Origin of the sequence: Sphingobacterium sp. UME9, from assembly GCF_014170215.1 — a bacterium.
Taxonomy (GTDB): Bacteria; Bacteroidota; Bacteroidia; order Sphingobacteriales; family Sphingobacteriaceae; genus Sphingobacterium; species Sphingobacterium paramultivorum.
On sequence record NZ_LZZP01000003.1, the window covers coordinates 201,961 to 222,818 of the forward strand.

11 protein-coding genes are annotated in these 20,858 nt (G+C 40.6%); 7 read left to right on the plus strand and 4 right to left on the minus strand.

Annotated features, from left to right (window positions below; translation table 11 throughout):
* Positions 1-19: 19 nt before the first annotated feature.
* The 3 genes from A9970_RS02365 to A9970_RS02375 are packed head-to-tail and all read right to left on the minus strand — an operon-like array spanning position 20 to position 5,280.
* Positions 20-3,046, minus strand: a complete 3,027-nt coding sequence (locus tag A9970_RS02365; protein ID WP_182981146.1) for an efflux RND transporter permease subunit — start codon at positions 3,044-3,046, stop codon at positions 20-22.
* Positions 3,047-3,082: 36 nt separating this feature from the next.
* Positions 3,083-4,015 carry an efflux RND transporter periplasmic adaptor subunit gene (locus tag A9970_RS02370; RefSeq protein WP_182981147.1) on the minus strand — a complete coding sequence of 311 codons (933 nt, stop codon included), beginning with the start codon at positions 4,013-4,015 and terminating at the stop codon, positions 3,083-3,085.
* Between the two features lie 2 nt (positions 4,016-4,017).
* Positions 4,018-5,280, minus strand: a complete 1,263-nt coding sequence (locus tag A9970_RS02375) for a TolC family protein (protein ID WP_182981148.1) — start codon at positions 5,278-5,280, stop codon at positions 4,018-4,020.
* Positions 5,281-5,681: 401 nt separating this feature from the next.
* Here A9970_RS02375 and A9970_RS02380 point away from each other — a divergent pair, with 401 nt between their 5' ends.
* The 5 genes from A9970_RS02380 to A9970_RS02400 all read left to right on the plus strand — a co-directional run bounded on the left by A9970_RS02380 (position 5,682) and on the right by A9970_RS02400 (position 14,043).
* The gene (locus A9970_RS02380) at positions 5,682-6,140 is read left to right on the plus strand and encodes a hypothetical protein (RefSeq protein WP_182981149.1); all 459 of its coding nucleotides are present in this window, start codon (positions 5,682-5,684) and stop codon (positions 6,138-6,140) included.
* A gap of 252 nt (positions 6,141-6,392) precedes the next feature.
* Positions 6,393-7,664 (plus strand): glucose-1-phosphate adenylyltransferase, encoded by a 1,272-nt coding sequence (locus A9970_RS02385; RefSeq protein WP_153846927.1) that lies wholly within the window; start codon positions 6,393-6,395, stop codon positions 7,662-7,664.
* A gap of 196 nt (positions 7,665-7,860) precedes the next feature.
* On the plus strand, positions 7,861-8,637 hold the full coding sequence (locus A9970_RS02390) for a phosphatase PAP2 family protein (protein ID WP_182981150.1): 777 nt from the start codon (positions 7,861-7,863) through the stop codon (positions 8,635-8,637).
* 379 nt (positions 8,638-9,016) lie between these two features.
* Complete coding sequence (locus tag A9970_RS02395) at positions 9,017-12,262, plus strand: TonB-dependent receptor (protein WP_220801496.1); 3,246 nt, start codon at positions 9,017-9,019, stop codon at positions 12,260-12,262.
* Positions 12,263-12,273: 11 nt separating this feature from the next.
* Complete coding sequence (locus tag A9970_RS02400) at positions 12,274-14,043, plus strand: RagB/SusD family nutrient uptake outer membrane protein (RefSeq protein ID WP_182981151.1); 1,770 nt, start codon at positions 12,274-12,276, stop codon at positions 14,041-14,043.
* Positions 14,044-14,153: 110 nt separating this feature from the next.
* Here the strand turns inward: A9970_RS02400 and A9970_RS02405 are convergent, their stop codons facing one another.
* Positions 14,154-15,083, minus strand: coding sequence for a metallophosphoesterase (locus tag A9970_RS02405; protein ID WP_182981152.1), 930 nt, complete (start codon positions 15,081-15,083; stop codon positions 14,154-14,156).
* A 711-nt stretch (positions 15,084-15,794) separates the two neighbouring features.
* On the opposite strand from A9970_RS02405, the gene A9970_RS28860 reads away from it, so the two are divergent.
* Entirely contained in the window at positions 15,795-16,247 is a 453-nt protein-coding gene (locus A9970_RS28860; RefSeq protein ID WP_220801497.1) for a YdeI family protein, read from the plus strand.
* Between the two features lie 542 nt (positions 16,248-16,789).
* Positions 16,790-20,800, plus strand: a complete 4,011-nt coding sequence (locus A9970_RS02415) for a two-component regulator propeller domain-containing protein (RefSeq protein ID WP_182981153.1) — start codon at positions 16,790-16,792, stop codon at positions 20,798-20,800.
* Positions 20,801-20,858: the final 58 nt, after the last annotated feature.

Here is a 20,858-nt window from a genome sequence, read left to right on the forward strand (position 1 = left end):
TCTTTGCTGAAAATTGCTTTTAACTACCCGCTCGGAAGTTGATTTTATTGAGTAAAGTCGGAAAAACAATGAGCAACAGGGGTAAAGCAACGATAAATCCCCCAATAACTGCGATTGCTAGAGGCTGATGCATCTGAGCCCCTGTGCCGATACCTAAGGCGAGCGGCATCAAGGCGATGATAGCGCCAATTGCAGTCATTAGTTTGGGGCGTAATCGGGTGCTAATGGCATAGATGATTGCCTGTGCCTTTGTCTTGGTTGCTAAAGTTTCCTGAAATTGTAGATAGGTGAAAATGGCATTTTCGCCAATTATCCCGACCATCATAATAAGACCCGTATAGCTGCCAACATTGAGGGGTGTGCTGGTAAGGTAGAGGAGTATAATACCTCCGGAAATACCCAATGTTGAGATAAATAAGATCGTAAGCGCAAGCAAGAAATTCCGAAATAGAAATAGCATGATCGCAAAAACCAATAAACAGGAGATGAGCAAAATTGTCAATAACTCGCCAAAAGATTGTTGCTGTTCGGCATAGGCTCCACCATAGATAATGGAATAACCTGTAGGCAATTTGATCTGTTGGTCGATTTGCTGCCGGATTGATTGGATAGTTCCGCCTAGATCCCCATTGTCTAATCGAGCAGTCACAATACCTAATGATTGAAGATCTTCCCTATTGATCTCTGCCGATCCTGCAGTAATAGTAACATTTGCAAATTCGCTCAGTGGCTTCAGTATACCGTTGGGGAGGGCGATCATGCTGTTGTTGATGTCACTGAGTGATTGATTTGTACGCGAGTTGTAAAGTAAACGTATTGGCGTGTATTGCACCTTATCAAAGATGTTGCCCACAATATTACCATCTAAGTTGGTCTGTAATTGACTTTGGAAATCGGCGAGAGAAATATTGTATTGTGCCAGTACAGGGAATTTGGGATTAACGATTATTGAAGGTCCGGCGATGATAATACCGTCAAATACATCTGCTGTACCGTTAACCTTTTGTACAATGCTGGCTATTTTTTTTGAGTACGCCTGTATTGTTCTTTGGTCAGTTCCGAAGATTTTGATTTCTATTGGCTGGACGCTGCTCATTAAATCGCCAAGCATATCACCGATCACCTGTCCAAAGTCAACTGTCAAAGGCAGCCCTGATGCTTCAATGCGATTTCGTATCTCGTCGGTGACTTCATTTGTTGTTTTATTACGCTGTTTTTTTAGCTGAATAAGATAATCGCCTCGATTCGGTTCCGTAATAAAAAAGCCCATTTGTGTGCCCGTTCTCCGGCTATAAGCTTCTACTTCCGGTGTAGAGGTTATTATTTTTTCAACCTGTTTCAGCTCCCTGTCTGTTTCTTCCAGCGAGGTTCCTGGAGGTGAGTTATAATCAAGAACGATACTGCCCTCATCCATTTCTGGTAGAAAACCGGTGTCGATCTTTGGCAAAATAACCATTGCACACAGTATTAAAATAACGATGAACGAATAACTTAGCCAGGGGCGGGCCAGAAAAAATCCTACCCATTTCCGTTCTTTGACATCATGATGCTGGGACGGGTGCTGCCTTTTTTTCTCGGATGAAAAAAAGAGGTAAATGACAGGAAGTAAAATTGAACTTACAAAAAATGAACATATAAGCGTCAAGATCATGGTGTCGGTCATGACCTTGAAGTAGGCTCCAGCTACGCCGCTCATCAACATAAATGGTAGAAATATCACGATGGTACTAAGCGATGACCCGATCATGGCTTTTAGCAAGTAATTTATAGCTTTTTGCACAAGTGTTGTGGCCGTTTCTTCGGGATGTTCTTCGTGTGTACGGTGTATTTGTTCTACAACGACAATAGCATCATCGATAATAAGTCCGATAGCTGCTGCAATAGCTCCTAATGTCATGATATTAAACGTTTGCCCCATGGCGTAAAGCGATAAAATCGTCAGTGCCAGTGTTATCGGAATGGTAATTAGGATAACAAGGCTAGCTTTCCAGGAACGCAGAAAAATAACAGCTACAATAATTGCCAATAATAGTCCAATCCATAAAGCATCTGTTACGCTTTTTATTGAATCTTTTACAAAATCTGCCTGAACATAGTACGGTTTTAAGGTAAGATCTTTGGGTAATGTTTTTTGGAGTTCACTGATTTTCGCATCCATGGCTGTTGTCACGTCGACAACGTTGGCGTTGGGTTGTTGGATCACGGCGAGCAGAATGCTCTCTTGCCCATTGGCATTTACCTTTATGTATTGTTTGGCTTGGTGTACCATAATTTGAGCAATATCTCCGAGCTTAACAATACGGTTGCCATCGTTGCTGATGACCAAATTTTGCAATTGCGCTTCATTGCGGATTTGTGCATCGGTCAAGGTCAAGTATAAAAAATGGAAATCAGCAGAGTAGCCATTGGATTTAATAAAGTTTGTACTATTGATGGCTTGTTCTATTTTAGTGGACGTGATACCCAATCGCGCCATCATCTGCTGATTCATGAGAACCCGGTATTCTTTGTCCTGACCGCCGATAATCCGCACTTCACTGACCCCGGGCACCTGGGAAAGAAATGGCTTAATGGTGTATAGGGCAAGTTGTTTTAGTTCAATTGGATCAAGTGTATTTGAGTTTAATGAATAGCCGATGACGGGTAAAATGGCAGGATTCATTTTCTCTACAGTGATATTAATATCGCTAGGCAATTGATTACGTATCTGGTTGATACTACTCTCTATTTGTTGCTTGGCCAAATCTATATTCATATCCCAGGACATGAATGCCGATATTTCGCAGCTCCCTCTACTGGTCGTACTTTTGAGTAATTGCAAATCAGGTACTTTTTTGATTGCATCTTCCAGTATTTTAGTTACGCCTACAGTCATCTGGTCAATAGGTTGTTGCCCAGCATCTGCTATAATCTTTATTTTTGGGAAAGTAATCTGCGGGAATAATGCCGCGTGAATCTTGGAATACGCATATATACCGCCCATAATGATCAGGAGTATCGAAACAAACAGGGGGATTTTATAAGTAACAAAGAATGATTTTTTCATGAGAAAATGCTTTTAGGGATGCTAGGGTCCTATTATTTATCGTTTTCCATTTGTTCTGATATGAACTGCAGCGGTGTCTGCCAGGCCGAAATTTCCGGATATTAACACGCGGTCTTTTGTTGTTAAATCACCCGATTTCACTTGAATAAATTTATCCGTTTCGATACCTTTTTCGATTGTTGTCTTTATTGCGGTCGAATCATTCATGAGTTTCATTACCCAGAAAGAGGTCTGTCCTTCGTCGCTCAATACGGCCATCTTGGGAACCGAAAGACCATAATCGATATTTTTTGAGAAACTAATTGTACCAATAAGATTCTCGGGAATGTCATTAGGAGCGACTTTTAATAAAATTTTTACTGTTTGGGAGACGGCATCCACCGTTGGCATGACCTTCGCTATTGAGCCTTGCAAAACAATGCCGTCTGGCAACGTAATCGGTAATATTTTTTTGCTTTTTACGACCTGAAGATATTCGTAGGGAACGTCCACTACAAAACCAAAACTGTTCGCGTCGGTTATCGTAGCCAGGATTTCACCATCCTGGACGTAATCGCCGATTTGATGGTTAAGCATAGCGACGTATCCTGTTGCTGGGCTTACCACAGTGGTATTACCATTAAAATGAAACGATGGATCCAGTTTATTGATTGTATTGCCAAGAGCCCGGGCCTCTTTTGTCTCCAGACCGAATAATAACATTCCTTTATTGACATGATCGGCCATTTTTATGGTAATTTTTGTTATATAACCATTGATGTTAGCCTTGACATCGGACTTTAATAGATAAGATGCTGTTGCATTGAGCGTGACCACATTGGCTAGCTTGGCTGTATCCGAAGGAAATGCAATGCTGACTTCGGTTGCCGGTTTTATGATCGGATCAGCTATGTTCGCATTTTCACTTTTCCCTGAATGACAAGAAAACAGCAAATAAGAACATATGAAAAGGGCCAGGATATGTTTCATAATTATTGGATGATGAGGTATTTCATCTGATTTTTAAGTGTATATAATGCATTGTTATATTGGATAATATTTGCTTTTAGATTGAGGAGATTATTGATGGACAGGATAAAATCGACCATTTTTACGTCTCCAGTGGGCAATTGTTTTGCATTAGCCTCAACTAAAGCCTTCGCATATTCAATTTGCTGAGTTGCCATTCCCAACATGTTATCATAATGTCGTATCTGATTCTGCAGATTGAAAACTTCCTGTTGATACTGGCTCTGCGTTTGTTCGAGGTATTTCTTTCGGGTTTGTAAAGCAAGGTTGTTTTGCTGTAATAGGAGTTGTTTCTGATGTCCGTTATAAATTGGTAAAGAGACTGAAAGACCGATACTCATACCAAAATTCTTAAAAGGGGTATGTGTGAGCGATGATTGGTAGCCACCATCGGAAAAAGCATTTACCTTTGGTTTGTAATCATATGCAATAACCATTGCCTCATTCGCCAGCTTTGTACTGTCAGCTTGAAATGATTTTGTATAAATACTTTCTTGAAAAGAAGGGAAAAAGGATATTTCTCCTAGATCAGGAAGGCTAAGCGCATGAAAGTTGGTATCGATAATTCCCGACAAATAATTGAGCAGGGCATAGTTATTTTGCCAGTCTGCAGTCTGCTGCTGTAATGCAAGTTGATTTTGCTGTAATGTAACCTTAAAAGAAAGGTAGTCTGTTTGTTTAAACGTTGCTTTTTGTGTTAGTTTTTGTAGTACCAGATCTTCTTTGGACAATAAGGCAATAATTTCAGCGCTCAAGTCCATCTGTTTTTGGCTGGTGTATGTCGCAATGTATTGATCTGTAATCTGTCTATTAAGTGTTTGAATCGCAAGGTCTTTTTGTGTGAGAACTTGAGCGATACTATTTTTGTAAGCCTTGAGTCTTGTCGAGAGATTGTTCCGGCTGATAAATTCTCGCGAGACACGGACGCCTGCAAAGATTGATTGGCCGTTCGTTAGTGCATTGTCATAGCCCCAACCTTTGCTATTGGGCGCATAGCTGGCATTGCCTTCAGCGGTGACAATAAATCCATAGGTCGCTCTTAATTTTAGGCTATCAATGCGGGTAGAAAGCATCTGATTGTTGTAGTCTGTCAATAGGGGACTATTGAGCTGGGCACTTTTGATAAAATATGTCAAATTACTGCTTGTCTGTGCATTCGCCAGACTAGAAAATAGCAATAGTACCATGGCTATTGAATAAACTAGAGTTACTTTAAAATAGCGCATACCTTTATGTTTAGCTTATATTAAACAAATGTCTCCACAACAATAGTGGCTAAAATTAACGCCATTCATGTTGGGTTGTTGAATTACAAGACAAATTACAGATGGATTTGGTAGAAATTTTGAATTTTGAGCCATTCAAACAATTTAATATATGCCATTATTATTACATGTAATTATAATTATCTATTTAAATAGTTATTTTTGTCGCTGGTATTCAAATTTAAGTAGATTTTCTAAATCGATGGATCAATGATGTGCTATTGATTTGCGCTATCGTGGTCAAAGTTCGATTGGCAAGATGTCGTATTGGAGAGAAATCTTGAAATTCACGTGTGTTCCATACGATATTAAAATTTATAGCGTTCAATTACTCTAGTAGGGATAATCCCTGATGTTTTTAGATGAATTATATTAAAGTAGTTTTATTTATTGTTTTATTTCTAATTGTTGGTCTTGCCTACGCTAATCAAGATTGGAATGGTTTGGAGAGTGTGCATCACTATATCGGTTATTTGTTGTTATCACTATATATATCGGGCTCAACACTGTTTATGTATAAGCTTCTTAAAGGGGATAGAAAACTAAAACGACATTTTTTTATTCGATTTTCTGTAGTCTGCATCGCCTTTCTGCTACTTCTTGTCCCATATTTGATTCTTAAACAACAAAATGATGGTTTGGGGGCTGGATATTTACTCTATTTTATGACCGTCAGTCTTGCAGCACCGTTGTCCATTTATGCCTTTATTGAGATCCTATGGTTATTTACCCAAAAGAAATATCCGCAAATAGGTGTTAACCTATTACTTGTTGGCTATATCTACTGCCTTTTTTTATTCACTGGTCTATTTGGATATTAAACCTGTGGGAGACACGGACTTGTCATCATCGTCTTTTAATCGGTTAAAATTAAGCATGTTTCTGCTCGTTTTTCGAAAATTATTTTTTTTGTAAAAAGAATCATTGATTAAAATTGTTGTTTGCTTCTTATCCGGAAAATTGCTAATTTAATAAGGATTCTTAAACCTGAATTTAAAGAATCTCGAGACTAAACCTGATCAGGTCCTTGTTCTTGAAGATAACAATTTTATAACCAATTAATGGATTGAGGTATGATACACAAAGTAGTTTCCCTTGTATTGGGAGGAGGTCGAGGGTCGCGCCTTTTCCCATTGACACAGCAACGGTCGAAACCAGCGGTTCCAATAGCTGGAAAATATCGTTTGGTCGATATTCCGATTTCGAACTGTTTGAATTCTGGCTATAATAAGATCTTCGTACTGACGCAGTTCAATTCAGCCTCTTTGAACACACACATCAAAAATTCTTACAATTTCAGCATTTTCAGTAAGGGCTTTGTTGACATCTTGGCTGCTGAGCAGACCAATGAGGGCGATCGTTGGTTTGAGGGTACGGCTGATGCTGTTAGGCGAACGCAGAAACATCTCCTGAATGTAGATTATGACTACATTCTTGTCTTGTCTGGTGATCAGTTATACCAAATGGATTATTCGAAGCTGATTGACTTCCATGTTGAAAATGGGGGTGATGTTACCATTGCGACTATACCGGTCAATGGTAAGGATGCTACAGGATTTGGTATTTTAAAAGCGAATGAAGCAAATGAAATTACCGCTTTTGTCGAAAAGCCCGATAAGGACGAAGTATTAAATTGGACCTCAGAGGTCTCGGAGGATTTACATAAGAAGGGAAGGCATTATTTGGCATCCATGGGGATTTATGTTTTCTCAAAAAATATATTGCGTAACCTTTTAATTGCCAACCCGGGGATGGATTTTGGCAAAGAAATTATACCCGATGCCATCGAAGCACTTCGGGTATTGAGCTACCAATTTGAGGGATATTGGACCGATATCGGAACCATCAAATCTTTTTTTGATGCCAATATCGGATTAACGGATGATATCCCGGATTTCAACTTGTTTAATGAGACCGTATATACACGTGCGCGGATGCTTCCGCCTTCGAAAATTTCAGGAACGACTTTAAATAATACGGTAATTGCCGATGGATGTATTTTAAATGGAGATAAACTGGAAAGGTCTGTTATTGGAATACGCTCCCGTATTGGTGAAGGGACGGTTATTAAATCGACTTACATGATGGGAACAGATTACTATGAGCAATTGGAAGAAGTATTGGAATTGGGAAATACACAAAAACCACCACCAGTAGGCGTAGGTAAACGTTGTTATATTGAAAATGCAATTTTGGATAAGAACTGCCGTATTGGAGATGACGTTCGTATCATTGGTGGACCGGGCTTGAATGATGGCGATTTTGATACGCATATGATCTGTGATGGCATCGTTGTTGTGAAAAAAGATGCTATCATTGCCAACGGGGTTACGATAGGATTTTGAGAATTTATATATTTTGAAGTTAAAGTCTGCTGTTTATATAAATTGTGTAAATAGCAGACTTTCGTTGCTTTTTCCTTTGTTTTAATGATAAAATGGAGATTGATGCCCAATATTGTCGTGCTGTATGGAGTAATACTGTCAAAGAGGTAGTTTATAAATATTATCTTTGCGCATTATAAAATTTTTTAAGGCTAAAATGATCGATTACAGGAAACAGATTGTTTTTTATTGGCTACTGGTTTTACTTTTTGTGATACCAGTTACCTCATTTGCGCAGATCCAGTTGGAACAACCTTCGGATTCGAGCAGCGGATCTCATTTTTTTAAGAAAATTCCTTACAAAGAACTTGCTGTTCCTGTTGGATTGATCACCTATGGTATTGTTGCCAAAGGGAATCCCTTTTTAAAAGGGATAGATGAAGACATTAGAGACGGTGTATCGAGAGGGAAGAGCGGAAAAATTAAACTGGACGATTTCACCCGCTTTGCTGGAACTGCCGGAGTTTTTGTTCTGGATGCGGTCGGGGTATCTGCGAAACATAACCTTAAGCAACGGCTGTTTACCACAGCGGTTTCCAATATTATCATGACTTCGACCGTAAAAATTATGAAATCGACCATTCCTGTATGGCGGCCGGACAGTTCAGCGAACAATTCCTTTCCTTCAGGGCATGCTGCCACTGCATTTGTTGGAGCGGAACTGCTTTGGCAGGAATACAGACAGGAGTCAATTTGGTACGGAATAGCGGGGTATGCTGTTGCCGCGGGTACCGGTTATCTGCGGATGCACAATGACAAGCACTGGTTCTCAGATATCGCTATGGGAGCTGGGGTCGGTATCTTAAGTACTAAAATCGCCTATTGGTTGCTACCGCTGGTAGACAATCGATTGCAGAATTCAAAAAAGAGTTATGTGGTATTACCAACCTATAATGGGCGGCAATTTTGTCTAAATGCCAGCTTACAGTTTTAGGCTCTTATTTTTTTAAGCCCCATTCGGAGCCTCTACATTGATCGTACGCGGCTCGCCTGAAAACAAAATTTCCTAGATATTATTCATACAGGGATAAAAATCCACTTTAAATCCCTGTGTTCACTACCGTTTTTAGGTGTTCTACCTGAAGATCGGGACTGCCGTGTCGGGCATTTCCATTCCCTATTTTAAGCGTGTAACGTTTCTGTGAATTTTAGATTAAAAAATCATGTTAATTTCGTTAATAGGATTTTGTTTTTTAAATTTAATAGACAATCTAATCCACTTTTGCTGTTTTTTATAAAAAGAAAGGCATGCAAAGTCAATAAACCAAAGTTGAACCCCACGGTTCTTTATTATTTTAAACCAATTTGTAATTATGATGAGAAATTTTTTTCTTCATGGAAAGGCGAGACCCATTAGCCTTTTGGGGCTCTGCCTGCTGTTTAGTCAGCCCGATTCTTACGCGCTGAATCTGGATCCGATCAATGCTATTGTCGATCAAGATCAGGTTACAGGGATCATCAAAGATGAGAAAGGTCAGGCATTAGCCGGTGCTACCATCACCGTCAAAGGAACATCCGTTCAAACGTCCTCCAATCAACAAGGTATTTTTTCTATTCGCGCTAAGCGTGGTGATGTTTTGGTCGTGAACTACCAAGGGTTTACAAAACAGGAGGTGGCCGTTTCCACAGGCAACGTCAATGTCGTCATGGTTTCGAGTGATCAAGCACTTGAAGAGGTCGTAATCATTGGCTATGGTAAGCAGCGGAAAGGAAATATTACCGGTTCGGTGGCTACCGTCAATGCAGAACAGTTAAAAAACATCCCCAGTTCAAATCTTTCCAATTCACTCGCCGGTAGAGCCGCGGGTGTCAATGTCACTAATACTTCGGGGATGGCCGGAGCATCGTCGAGCTTACGTATACGGGGGAGTTTTGCGGAGCCACTTTATGTAATTGATGGCGTGGTTCGCGATAAAGCTGCATTCGATGTGCTTGAAGCGAACGAGGTTGACCAAATGACCTTCTTAAAAGATGCTGCAACTGCCGCAGTGTATGGCACCCGGGCCGGTAATGGTGTAGTGGTGGTAACGACAAAAAAAGGAACAGCGCAAGCACCAGTTTTTAATGTACAAAGTAATTATACTTTCAATACGCCAACACAGGAGCTCCTTGCTAATTTAACGACTGCGCAAGATGAACTCACTTATCAAAACCGGGTCGCTGAATTTCGTGGTAATGCAATTCCTAATGGCCAAAAGGAGTTTGATTATTTCAAGGACAAAAATTACAATGCTAATGACGTTATCTGGCGCAATCCGTTTACACATCGACAATCGATATCGGTCAATGGGGGTAGCTACAAAATTACCTATTATAGCTTGCTGAGCTACCGTAAAGAAAATGGGTCTTACAAATCGCTGGATCATGAGAAGTTTAATTTGCGCAGCAATATTTCCGCGCAGATTACAGAAGATTTTAGCATGGATTTTAATATTTCAGCCAACCAGACGAATTCGAAACGCTTTTTTTGGCCCTTTAGCACATCTTCCAATGATGATGATTTTGATGTATCCGATTTTTACCGCGTTACATTCAACTGGCCAAAGATGTATCCTTTTTACCTGAATGCAGACGGGACACCGAGCAATACACCAACGGCTTATCCTGTACAGACGCCTATGGGAAGCTGGCAGGCGTGGAATGTGATCGATCAGGTCATCGGAGATCGCTATATAGACCGTAAAGTGCGGCAGGTCAATCCGATTATGACCCTAAACTTGAAGCTGGATAAATTGGTACAGGGCCTTTCGACAAAAGTTGTAGGAAGTTACATTGCTCAAGACTATATGCGCAAGCGTTATATGAGTTTTCAAAAGAACTATACCTTTACCTCTTTAAACCCGAATGACAACCGCTTTATACCAGCTCCGCCATCAGAAGCTAATATTAATATTTTTACTTTTAGTCAGAGCCAGCCTTTCATGGATTACAGCCCACAACGCTTGTGGGAATATCAGGTAAACTGGTTTTTAAACTATAACCGCAAGTTTGGTAAACATTCTGTAGACGGAACATTGGTTTATGAACAGTCCAAAAAAGGAGGGACTTATGTCACTTCAAGGGCAGAAAATCCAATTACAGCCCTGGATCAAATGTTTATTTATCCTACAGATCGCAACTTTAGGTCGACAACTGCCAATGAAACGATCGATTCGAGACGTGGTATCATCGGGCGTGCCAACTACAATTATGCGGATAAATATATTGCGGAGTTTTCTTTTCGTTACGATGGTTCACCATTATTTCCGACGGATAAGCGGTGGGGATTTTTTCCTTCAGTATCAGCAGCCTGGCGTGTGTCGGACGAAAACTTCTTTACGGATATAAAAAATACGATATCGGATTTGAAGTTCAGAGCCTCTTATGGTACAACGGGTAATGATTTGGATGTCAATGCCGATCGGATCGGTCAGTTTGGCTATTTAGAAAAGTATACTACTTCGGGTGGCTATATGTTTGGTGATCGCTATTATAATGGTATAGCGTATGGCGCAACACCAACGCAGAACCTCACTTGGACAACTTCTAAGAGTGTCAACTTGGGCCTAGATTTTGGATTTGTTAATAATAAACTGACCGGTAGTCTTGATCTGTTTTCACGTAAGGAAACCAATATTCTTGGCAGAAGATCACTGAAAGTTCCAGATAATTATGGACGTTTGCTTGCTCCCGAAAATTATGCGGCGAGAAGTTATAAAGGCGGCGAGATTTCTTTTAACTGGAATGATAAGGTTGGTGAGGTAGCTTATGGTCTCAATGCCAATCTGGGGTATGCCAAAGACCGTTGGGACATCTTTGATGAAGAACCTGCATATGCCAATGGGCAGCCTCAGTATTTTCGGTCCAGAATTGGACGACCTGAAAATCGAATTATTGGTTTTGAAGCACTGGGTCTGGTAAGGACGCAGGCCGAAGCTGATGCACTGAAGGCAAAAGGATTTACGACTTATGGAAGGGATCCTTTTCCAGGGATGATCTTGTACAAAGATGTCCAAGGAACAAACTATTCAGGTGGTCCGGATGGAAAAATTGATGATAACGATATGCAGCTACTGTCGGACAATAATTCTCCGCGCATCAATTATGGATTTGGATTCAATGCAAGCTGGAAGGGCTTTTATGTCTCGGCTTTATTTCAGGGGGTTCTTGCTTACGATCGGATGATCAGCAATCAAGAAGGCGGTGGAATGCGCCAGCACGGTGATACCTTCCGCCCATATTATCCAATTTGGGCTTCTGACGTCTGGACACCGGATAATACCGACGCCAAGTATCCGCGGCCAACGGGGTACTCAGGCTGGGCCGAATCCGGTGCAGCCCCTTCGTCATTCTGGATAAGAAATGGAGCCTATTTGCGCTTACGTGACATTAATGTTTCTTATCGATTGCCGAAAAGCATGACAGAGAAATTGCGTGTGAAAGATGTCAATCTGTTTTTTAATGGAACCAATTTGTTTGTTTTTTCGCCAATGAAAGAGTTTCATGATCCCGAACAAAAGCTGTATGATTCTTATCCAGTCATGAAAACCTTTACGTTTGGACTTGATGTTAAATTTTAAATGAAAAAAAGATGAAAAAAATATATTATCCTTTAATTGCATTGGCCTTGTGCATGTCCTCCTGTAAAAACGTATTGGACATTGAGGACCTCAATTCGCTGGATGAAGCTAAGGTATGGGCTGATCCAAATCTAGTGAACGGCTATCTTGCCAATTTATATCCACTATTTGGTAACTGGAATTCTGGTGCGGATGGAAACTCGGAACAACTGATCGGCATCGCTTTTCCATTGGATGCGGTTACCGTCAACAATACTTCTTACAAATCGTGGGATTATACAACCATCCGGAAAATCAATACAGCCATACAGAAGGTCAATGAAAGTACCTCACTAAAAGACGATTTTAAAAAAACGGTGATTGGCCAGGCGTTGTTTATGCGTGCCTTTATGTATTTTAATATGGTCAGGATCCACGGCGGTGTTCCTTATATTACGGTACCACAAGACCTAAAAAATGATGATCTTAATGTGCCCCGTAATTCGACAAAAGAATGTTTTGAGCTGATCGTTAAAGATCTGGATCAGGCTATTTCACAGTTGCCAAAAACAATTGCAAAAGGAACGGCAGATTACGGGAAAATTGATGGTGATTTTGCAGCCGCTTTTAAAGCAAAGGTATTGCTATATAAAGCTTCACCACAGTTTAATCCTTCCAATCCTTATGGAAATGCCTATTGGCAGGAGGCCAATACCGCAAATAAGTTAGCTTATGATCAGCTTAAGGCAGATGGCTATAGTTTGACTCCAGATTATTCCAACATTGCGCTGGTTGAAAAAGGACCTGAGGTCGTTTTTGCTGTGATTAATGCCTATCCAAATAAAGTTGCCAATTGGGATAATGGCGTACGTCCGGGGTCCGAAAGTAGGGGGCCGGCAGGTTCCGTTCCATCCTGGGAATTTGTAAAAGCTTTTCCAATGAAAGATGGAAAGTTATATTCCGATCAAGCGGGTAAATACCATAAGACAGAAGATCAATTTTTACAATCCTATTGGGAAAACCGCGATCCGCGTTTTGACAAGTCGATTGTGTGGAATGCCAAAATCTATGAAGTTTCCGGCAAGACCGGCAAAAGACAATATACTTCTGTCGGTATTGCTCCGGCTTTAGATGACTTTGGCATTAACCCGAAGGCAAAAACTCCGTCGTCTAATTTGGATCGATATAGCGGTTTTTTTATCTTAAAAAATTCCAAACTGTCATTAAAGCAAACCGAAGTGGAAACTCAGTATGATGTCGACTTTGTGTTGATGCGCTATGCTGAGGTTCTATTGAATTATGCTGAAACGGCAAATGAAACAGGAGATTTTGCGACAGCCTTAGACCTGGTTACACAGATTAGGAAAAGAGCGGGAATCGAGCCGGGCGCAGATAATAAATATGGCATAACGGCGACCGCGAAGGAACAAATGCGTGAAGCTATTTTGGCAGAGCGCAATATTGAGTTCTGCTTTGAGGGACATCGTTTTTGGGATTTAAGAAGGTTACGTAAGCTCAATATCCTGAACAATACAACCAAACATGGAGTTGAAGCGATAGCAATAAATTCAAATGGAACGGAAATGAGTTTTGATGATGCTAATGCATTGGCCAAAACATATACGTTGAAAGAAAATCAGTTTAAATATAGCGTCTTGCAGGTGCCAAGCACAGGAAACAAAGTGAATTTGGTACCCGATACCTATTATTTCTTTCCCGTCGCGCAGTCGGTCATTGACAAGAACCCAAATATCAAGCAGAATAAAGATTGGGGCGGAACATTTAATCCAACCATGGAATAGTATTTTTGTCTAAACCCATTCAATAAAAAACACCCGCAACAGCTAAAGCCGTTGCGGGTGTTTTATTTAAATCTCATTTATGGTGAGTTTATTAATCACCCGATTGAGCCTTATTTGGATGATAATTTAAAAACTCTTGAACTGAGTCTACCCTGACCTTTGATTTTGATTTCTTTCGGATAGAGTTCCAAAAGTCCATAGGCGTTGCTGGTAGCTGTTTCGATCATGCCTTCCATGGTTACAAAAGGAATATTATTTGCCATTACATAATTGCCTTTATGATTATGACCGGAAAGTACCAGCTTAACTTCGGGGAATTTGTATAGTATATCAAGAACCGCCCGGTTATTGAGTGTTTCATAGCCGTTTTCTGGCAATAAAGGATGATGTGTCAATACGATCACATGCTCTTTGTTTTTCCGCGCTTGGGCAAGTTCGTTTTGTAACCATTCGAGTTGTTTACGGTCAACCCCGCCATTCCAGGGTTGCGTATTTTTCCTTCCGCCTGCCTGTAGACTATCCACCAAGGTTTTCCATTCACGTTGGTCTGCTGAATTGGGCGTTGTGGCATATTCACTGAGCGCATTCGTATTTAAGAAAACAAATCGCCATTTTCCTTTTGTAAATGCGTAGTATTTAGCTGGCATCCCAAAAGTAGTGTGCAAAAGGTCTGGTTTGGATACGTTGACGTAGTCGTGGTTTCCAAGTAGACAATAAGTCGTTTTTTTTAAAGGGGAGAGATGTTCTAACAGTACTGGAAGATCTTTTGGACCTTCGTCGACAAGATCGCCAAGAATCAATGAAAAATCGACCTTATTGCGATTGAAGAAGTCTACAGCCGTATCGACCTTCATTAATGAATTGTGGTAGAAACGGCTACCGTGGTCTGTTTTGTCTGCGTATTGCATATCGGCCATGATACCGATACGGAGGACCGGTGTGTTGGATTGTGCCATGCTGAATAAGCCGGGTAAAGAGCAGATGACGAATATGGAAAGAAACTTCCATTCCCGTTTAATTTTTAAGCCAATCTGTTTCATTTTTTTAGCATTTTAAAATATGTTGCTATAAGAATATATTAGTCCGTATTCCGGTAATGTTGCTTTGCTGTCTGTTTAGTCTATTTTTTGAACCACTGTTCTGGGTAATTGATTATAATGTTATCACGAGTATACTGAGAATAAATTAGAGATTCAAGTAAATTGAATAGACAAACGTTTGTGTAAATTGATGGATCACTAACGAATTATAAATGATTGCCAACACATATAAACTATCAATTTTTTAGCTATTGTAATACTGTAAATTGGCGATTGTGGTGTTTAACGAATAAAAGGTTTAGGTATATAGATCATATGAAATTGATTCGTGCAATAACAATTATTCTGCTTACTTGTTATGGTATTTTGTTACCAATTTATCTCGGAATTATACTTCCCGAATATTGGGCTTGTCGGAAATGTATTTATGAGGGGGCTATGGGCACTGATATATGGGGAAACTCAGTACAGTGTTTTGGCGACAGTAAAGCGTTTGGTGAAGCTATTTTCCAGTTTTCGTCTTTTCTGGTCTCGGGATTAACTTCTGTGTTGATCATAATCTTTTTAAGGACTTATTATTTGAAACGAAATGCAAAAATAAATACGTATGATAAAGAAAATCCTGATTAGCTTGACTTTAATTACCATTATTGGCATCACATAGCACAATCAATTTGGGTGATCTGTAATACTAAAAAATCAAATTTACCGGTGGTCAACTGGACTGAACTTGTGGATGAAGCATTGTGTTTTGGTTGGATTGATAGCACGAGGAGGCCGATTGATGCCTATTCATTCATGCAGTTATTTAGCCGAAGAAAACCCAATAGTACCTGGTCTAAAATTAACAAAGAAAAAGTTAAAAAACTAATAGATGCGAATCTAATGACTCCAGCGGGGCATGAGGTTATAAAAATAGCACAAGAAAATGGCTCTTGGTCAATTTTGGATAATGTGGAAGAGTTAATTATTCCCGAGGATTTGGATGAAGCATTTCAACATTATGCTGGTTCAAAAGAGTATTTTCTTGGATTGAGTAAATCCGTCAAAAAAATGATGTTGCAATGGATTGTTCTCGCCAAAAGACCAGATACCCGCAAAAAACGCATTGATGAGATTGCCGCAAGAGCAGCAGAAAAAGACAGACCTAAGCAATTTCAGTAAGTTTCCAGTATTTTGAACTGCTGTTTCGAGTGGTAAATAAAAGATTTTCAGTCAGATCTAAACATCTGGTTTTAGCAATTCTATTGCCTGATAGGGCTGTTTAAATAGTGCTATTTTCATGGCTATTTAATAGCAATCTTTTGGAAGCGCTTCATTGTAAAACTGATCTTCAATTTTTCCTACAAAACGTATTAATTGATTTATACCAGTTCTACTATTAGTAGGGGTTTAACAGGGTGATAACAGGGGGTTAACAGGGGTATAACAGGGGTAAACCCTTGTTAACCCCTAGCTATATCCCTGTAAAAATGGTATTATTCCGATTTAACTTACGAACCTGATCGCAATGTGGTAACATGGTTAGGGGGATAAAGAATAGTTGTCTCAATAATGCCATTTTTTATATTGGAAATATGATAAGAGGTGATAGTGCGTGTTGTATAATGATGAAACGATCAAAAGACCATGTTAAAGCTTATATTAATAGCAACTTGATTTGCTGTATTTGCTCAATTTTTGTATCATTGGGGAGATGATAACCAATGCAGCAGCTTAAGTTTTTTTTATACGCGTATCTCCAACTCTTTCTTTTCCTTTTCTTAGGGCAATCTTCAGTTTGGAGCCAGGTCAATACGTATGCGTTTAAAACCTTAACTTCTGACCAGGGCCTGGTCCATAATCATGTCAATTGCGCACTCAGGGATAAGTACAACTACCTCTGGTTTGGTACCGAATCTGGCCTGAGCCGATTTGATGGGGCGCAATTCACAAATTTTCGCTATTCCGCCAATAAACGTACCGGGCTGAGTGGAAATTCGATTTCCGCAATCTTTGAGGGACCAGAAGGCAATGTATGGATCCGTACCAGCAACCGGATGAATGTGTATGATCAGCATTCAGGCATTATCGTCCAGCAGCTTGATTCCATACTGACCCGCTTAAAGTTGCCCGTCAAAGACGTACATACGATAAGACAGCTGGAAGGGCAGACCTTTGCACTATTGTATAGCGATCGTTCGCTGATCTTGTACGATAGCCTAAAGAAAGCCTATCGTACTGTACCGCAGTTGACCAAGAACAACCGAATCGCCGATGTGATAGCTGGGCAAGGCCAGACGATCTGGGTAATCTACGAAAATGGCCTGCTGGGCCACATTGATACAAAATCACTGCGAAGTACCAAAACTAGCTTATTGCCGATCAGCAATAAGCTGGTAAATTATAATCTATTTGCCGATCAGGATGGGGCGATATGGATCTTCTCAAAGGATATTCCAATCGGTGTATACTGGCTTGATCCGAAAGATGGATCAATTCAACATCTCCAAAAAGAACTATCCAATCCTTTTGTAGGCAATATCGTGCAAGATGATAAAGGGCACCTCTGGCTAGGAACTGACCATGGTGGGATCAATGTTTATGATAAAAAAACAAAAAGTGTACAAATCATCGGTAACGATAAATATGATTTACGGAGCCTACCTTACAATAGCATAACGGCTTTATATCGGGATAAGTCAGGTATTATCTGGACGGGAACATACAAAGGCGGCATCAGTTATTATCATCCCAACTTGTTATTATTCTCCTTAGTCAAGAACTATCCTGGACTTCCCAAATCACTTCCCTTTGACGACGTCAATAAGTTTGTACAGGATCGAAAGGGTAATCTCTGGATTGGGACAAATGGTGGAGGATTGCTCTATTATGATGTCCGTCAGAAAACCTTTACGCAATACCTGCATGATCCTCAGGATCCCAATAGTTTGAGCAGCAACGTGATTGTTTCCTTATTGCTGGATGCGGAAGACAGGCTGTGGATAGGAACTTATCGAGGTGGTATGTGTCGATTTGACGGCAAAAGTTTTAAGGTTTTCCACCGTGACTCGGCTCCCGGGAAATTGAATGACGATAGTGTATGGGAGATCTATGAAGATAGTCAACATCGGTTTTGGATAGGAACACTAAGTACCGGCCTGTACCTGTTTGATAAAAAAACAGAACAGTTTTCGAAAACATATACACGGCAGGGCCAAACCATCAACAGCAATTATATCTCTGTCTTATTTGAGGATTCCAAAAAACGTCTCTGGATCGGCACAGCTACAGGATTGGCATTGTTGGCCCCCGACGACAAGGTTACTTATATCAATACATCCAGTTCGCCTATGAAACTCATGAATGATTTAATTTATGATATCAAAGAGGACAAAACTGGTCGTATTTGGGTAGCGACACAAGAGGGACTGCATGTAATTGATGGTGCAAAAATAAGCTATCTTACACAGCAAGATGGGCTTAGCGACGACGCAATCTTGGCGCTCTTGGTAGATGATCAAGGTGATATTTGGGCTTCCACAAACAAAGGCCTGTCGGCGATAGTCGGTACAGGGCAGGCAGAGAAGTTTATCATCCGCAATTTTACGCAGGAATTGGGCCTTCAGGGAAATGTATTCAATGAAAACGCTGCTTTAAAAATGCGGGACGGAAGACTTGTCTTTGGGGGGCCAAAGGGGTTCAATTTTATTGATCCTGCGAAAATTAGCCGCGAAAGTGAACTGATCTTGCCGCTTTTGTCCAATCTCTATTTATTCAACAAGCGGGTGGCCGTAGGTGAAGAATTTTCGGGCCGGGTCATTTACGATCAAGCCCTGAATAATCTTAAGGAACTGAGGCTTCCGTACAACCTCAATGCCATTTCGCTGGAGTTCTCAACCTTTGACTACCTACAGCAACATAATGGACTCTACCAATATCAGCTTGCTGGTCTAAGTGATGAATGGTTTGATTTTGAACCGGGAACCATGCGGGCCAGTTTTACCAATCTGGACACCCGCAGCTACAGCTTGTATATTCGGCATGCTATCGATTCAAGTAGCTGGTCAGATGGTGTACTACTTTTGACAATCGATATACAGCCACCGTTTTGGCGTTCAACAATGGCTTTTCTTTTTTACGCCTGTTTGATACTAGTCGTCCTATGGGCTTATTTTTATTTGACAAAACTGCGTGTCAGGACGCGTAATCAACTTTACCTCGCTCAGGAACAGGCTGCACAGGCAAAGGAGCTGGATGCGTTGAAAACACGTTTCTTTACCAATATAAGCCATGAATTCAGGACTCCGATCAGCTTGATTCTAACTCCAGCACAGCAGCTGCTGGATGAAGAGCAGCATCCAGAAAAAAAAGCCGACCTAAACTTGATCAAGAAGAATGCAGACCGTCTGCTTAAATTGGTCAACCAGCTGCTGGACTTTAGAAAATTGGAGAAAAGTGAACTTGAACTGAACGAAGAATATGGGGACCTCATGGGATTTATCCGCGAACAGCTTGATGCCTTTGCCGGGATAGCTCAAAGCAATCAGATCTCGCTGCAGGTCAATATCGCTCCAGACACATATCTGTCCTGGTTTGACAAAAACAAATTGGAAAGCATTATTTTCAATCTGATGTCAAATGCGGTCAAATTTAGCCCAGTATCCGGTATTGTGACATTCAATGCCGAAATCACTGAACAAGAAACAGAAAAGATACTGTGTATTGACGTTCAAAATCAGGGTATAGCGATTCCCGAAAATTTACAAGCCCGCGTTTTTGAACGTTACATACAACTGGATGTGCCAAATGGAAAACTGAATCAGGGTACAGGCATCGGGCTTTCTATTGTTAAAGACTATGTCGAATTCTTGAGTGGAAATATCAGGCTGAGTAGCAATGCGCACTGGACGACATTTAATGTTCAGTTGCCCATAAATAAGGCCGTAGCGAGTGCCGATCCCGTCGAAAGCAGTAAGCAGGATAAACCCGCTATTTTATTGGTGGAAGATGATATTGACTTCCTTCATTACTTGGAGCGAACCCTGAGTTCGGTCTACCTAATTCACGCTGCAAAAAGTATTAATGATGCAAAATTGATCCTAAGCAAGCAGCAGGTCGACCTTGTCATCACCGATCTCAGCCTGCCTGGAGAGAGCGGACTGGATTTTTGCCGCTTTATAAAAGCCCAGGCTAAGTTGGTTCATATCCCTGTGCTGATTGTAACTGCGGTAGTCAATCAGAAGATTGAACTGGAGGCCTTACAGGCCGGTGCAACAGATTATATCAACAAACCTTTTAATATCAGTCTACTGCGTTCAAAACTGGCGCAGATACTCCATCAGCAGCAGACGTTAGTAAAACGGTATAAAAAACAGATCAACGTTAATCTAGCGCAGCCCGATATCGTATCTGCTGATGAACAATTTATCCGTGTGCTTGTAAAGGAAATTGAACAGGATCTCAGTGACTCTTCGCTTTCTGTCGAACTGCTAGCCAAAAGAATGAACCTCACCCGCGTAGGGCTTTATAAAAAGGTGCTTGCCATCACAGGCTATTCACCGATGGAATACATCCGACATATTCGGCTCAAGCGTGCCATGCATCTGGTTCAGAACTCGAAATTATCGATGGCTGAAATCGCTTATGAAGTTGGATTCGGAAATCCGAAACAATTCAGCAAATATTTTAAATCTGCATTTGGCAACCTGCCGTCTTTTTATCGAAAAACCTTATAAATAAATGGTTTAGTGGCAATGTCGTCTGCGTGTCTTCCCGCACATGTTAACAAAATAA

What these genes read in the sequence shown, in the direction of transcription:
- A9970_RS02405 (WP_182981152.1), bottom strand. Translation starts at nt 15,083, where the DNA reads ATGAAACAGATTGGCTTAAAAATTAAACGGGAATGGAAGTTTCTTTCC.
- A9970_RS02400 (WP_182981151.1), top strand. Translation starts at nt 12,274, where the DNA reads ATGAAAAAAATATATTATCCTTTAATTGCATTGGCCTTGTGCATGTCC.
- A9970_RS02375 (WP_182981148.1), bottom strand. Translation starts at nt 5,280, where the DNA reads ATGCGCTATTTTAAAGTAACTCTAGTTTATTCAATAGCCATGGTACTA.
- A9970_RS02370 (WP_182981147.1), bottom strand. Translation starts at nt 4,015, where the DNA reads ATGAAACATATCCTGGCCCTTTTCATATGTTCTTATTTGCTGTTTTCT.
- A9970_RS02390 (WP_182981150.1), top strand. Translation starts at nt 7,861, where the DNA reads ATGATCGATTACAGGAAACAGATTGTTTTTTATTGGCTACTGGTTTTA.
- A9970_RS02385 (WP_153846927.1), top strand. Translation starts at nt 6,393, where the DNA reads ATGATACACAAAGTAGTTTCCCTTGTATTGGGAGGAGGTCGAGGGTCG.
- A9970_RS02365 (WP_182981146.1), bottom strand. Translation starts at nt 3,046, where the DNA reads ATGAAAAAATCATTCTTTGTTACTTATAAAATCCCCCTGTTTGTTTCG.
- A9970_RS02415 (WP_182981153.1), top strand. Translation starts at nt 16,790, where the DNA reads ATGCAGCAGCTTAAGTTTTTTTTATACGCGTATCTCCAACTCTTTCTT.
- A9970_RS02395 (WP_220801496.1), top strand. Translation starts at nt 9,017, where the DNA reads ATGATGAGAAATTTTTTTCTTCATGGAAAGGCGAGACCCATTAGCCTT.
- A9970_RS02380 (WP_182981149.1), top strand. Translation starts at nt 5,682, where the DNA reads ATGAATTATATTAAAGTAGTTTTATTTATTGTTTTATTTCTAATTGTT.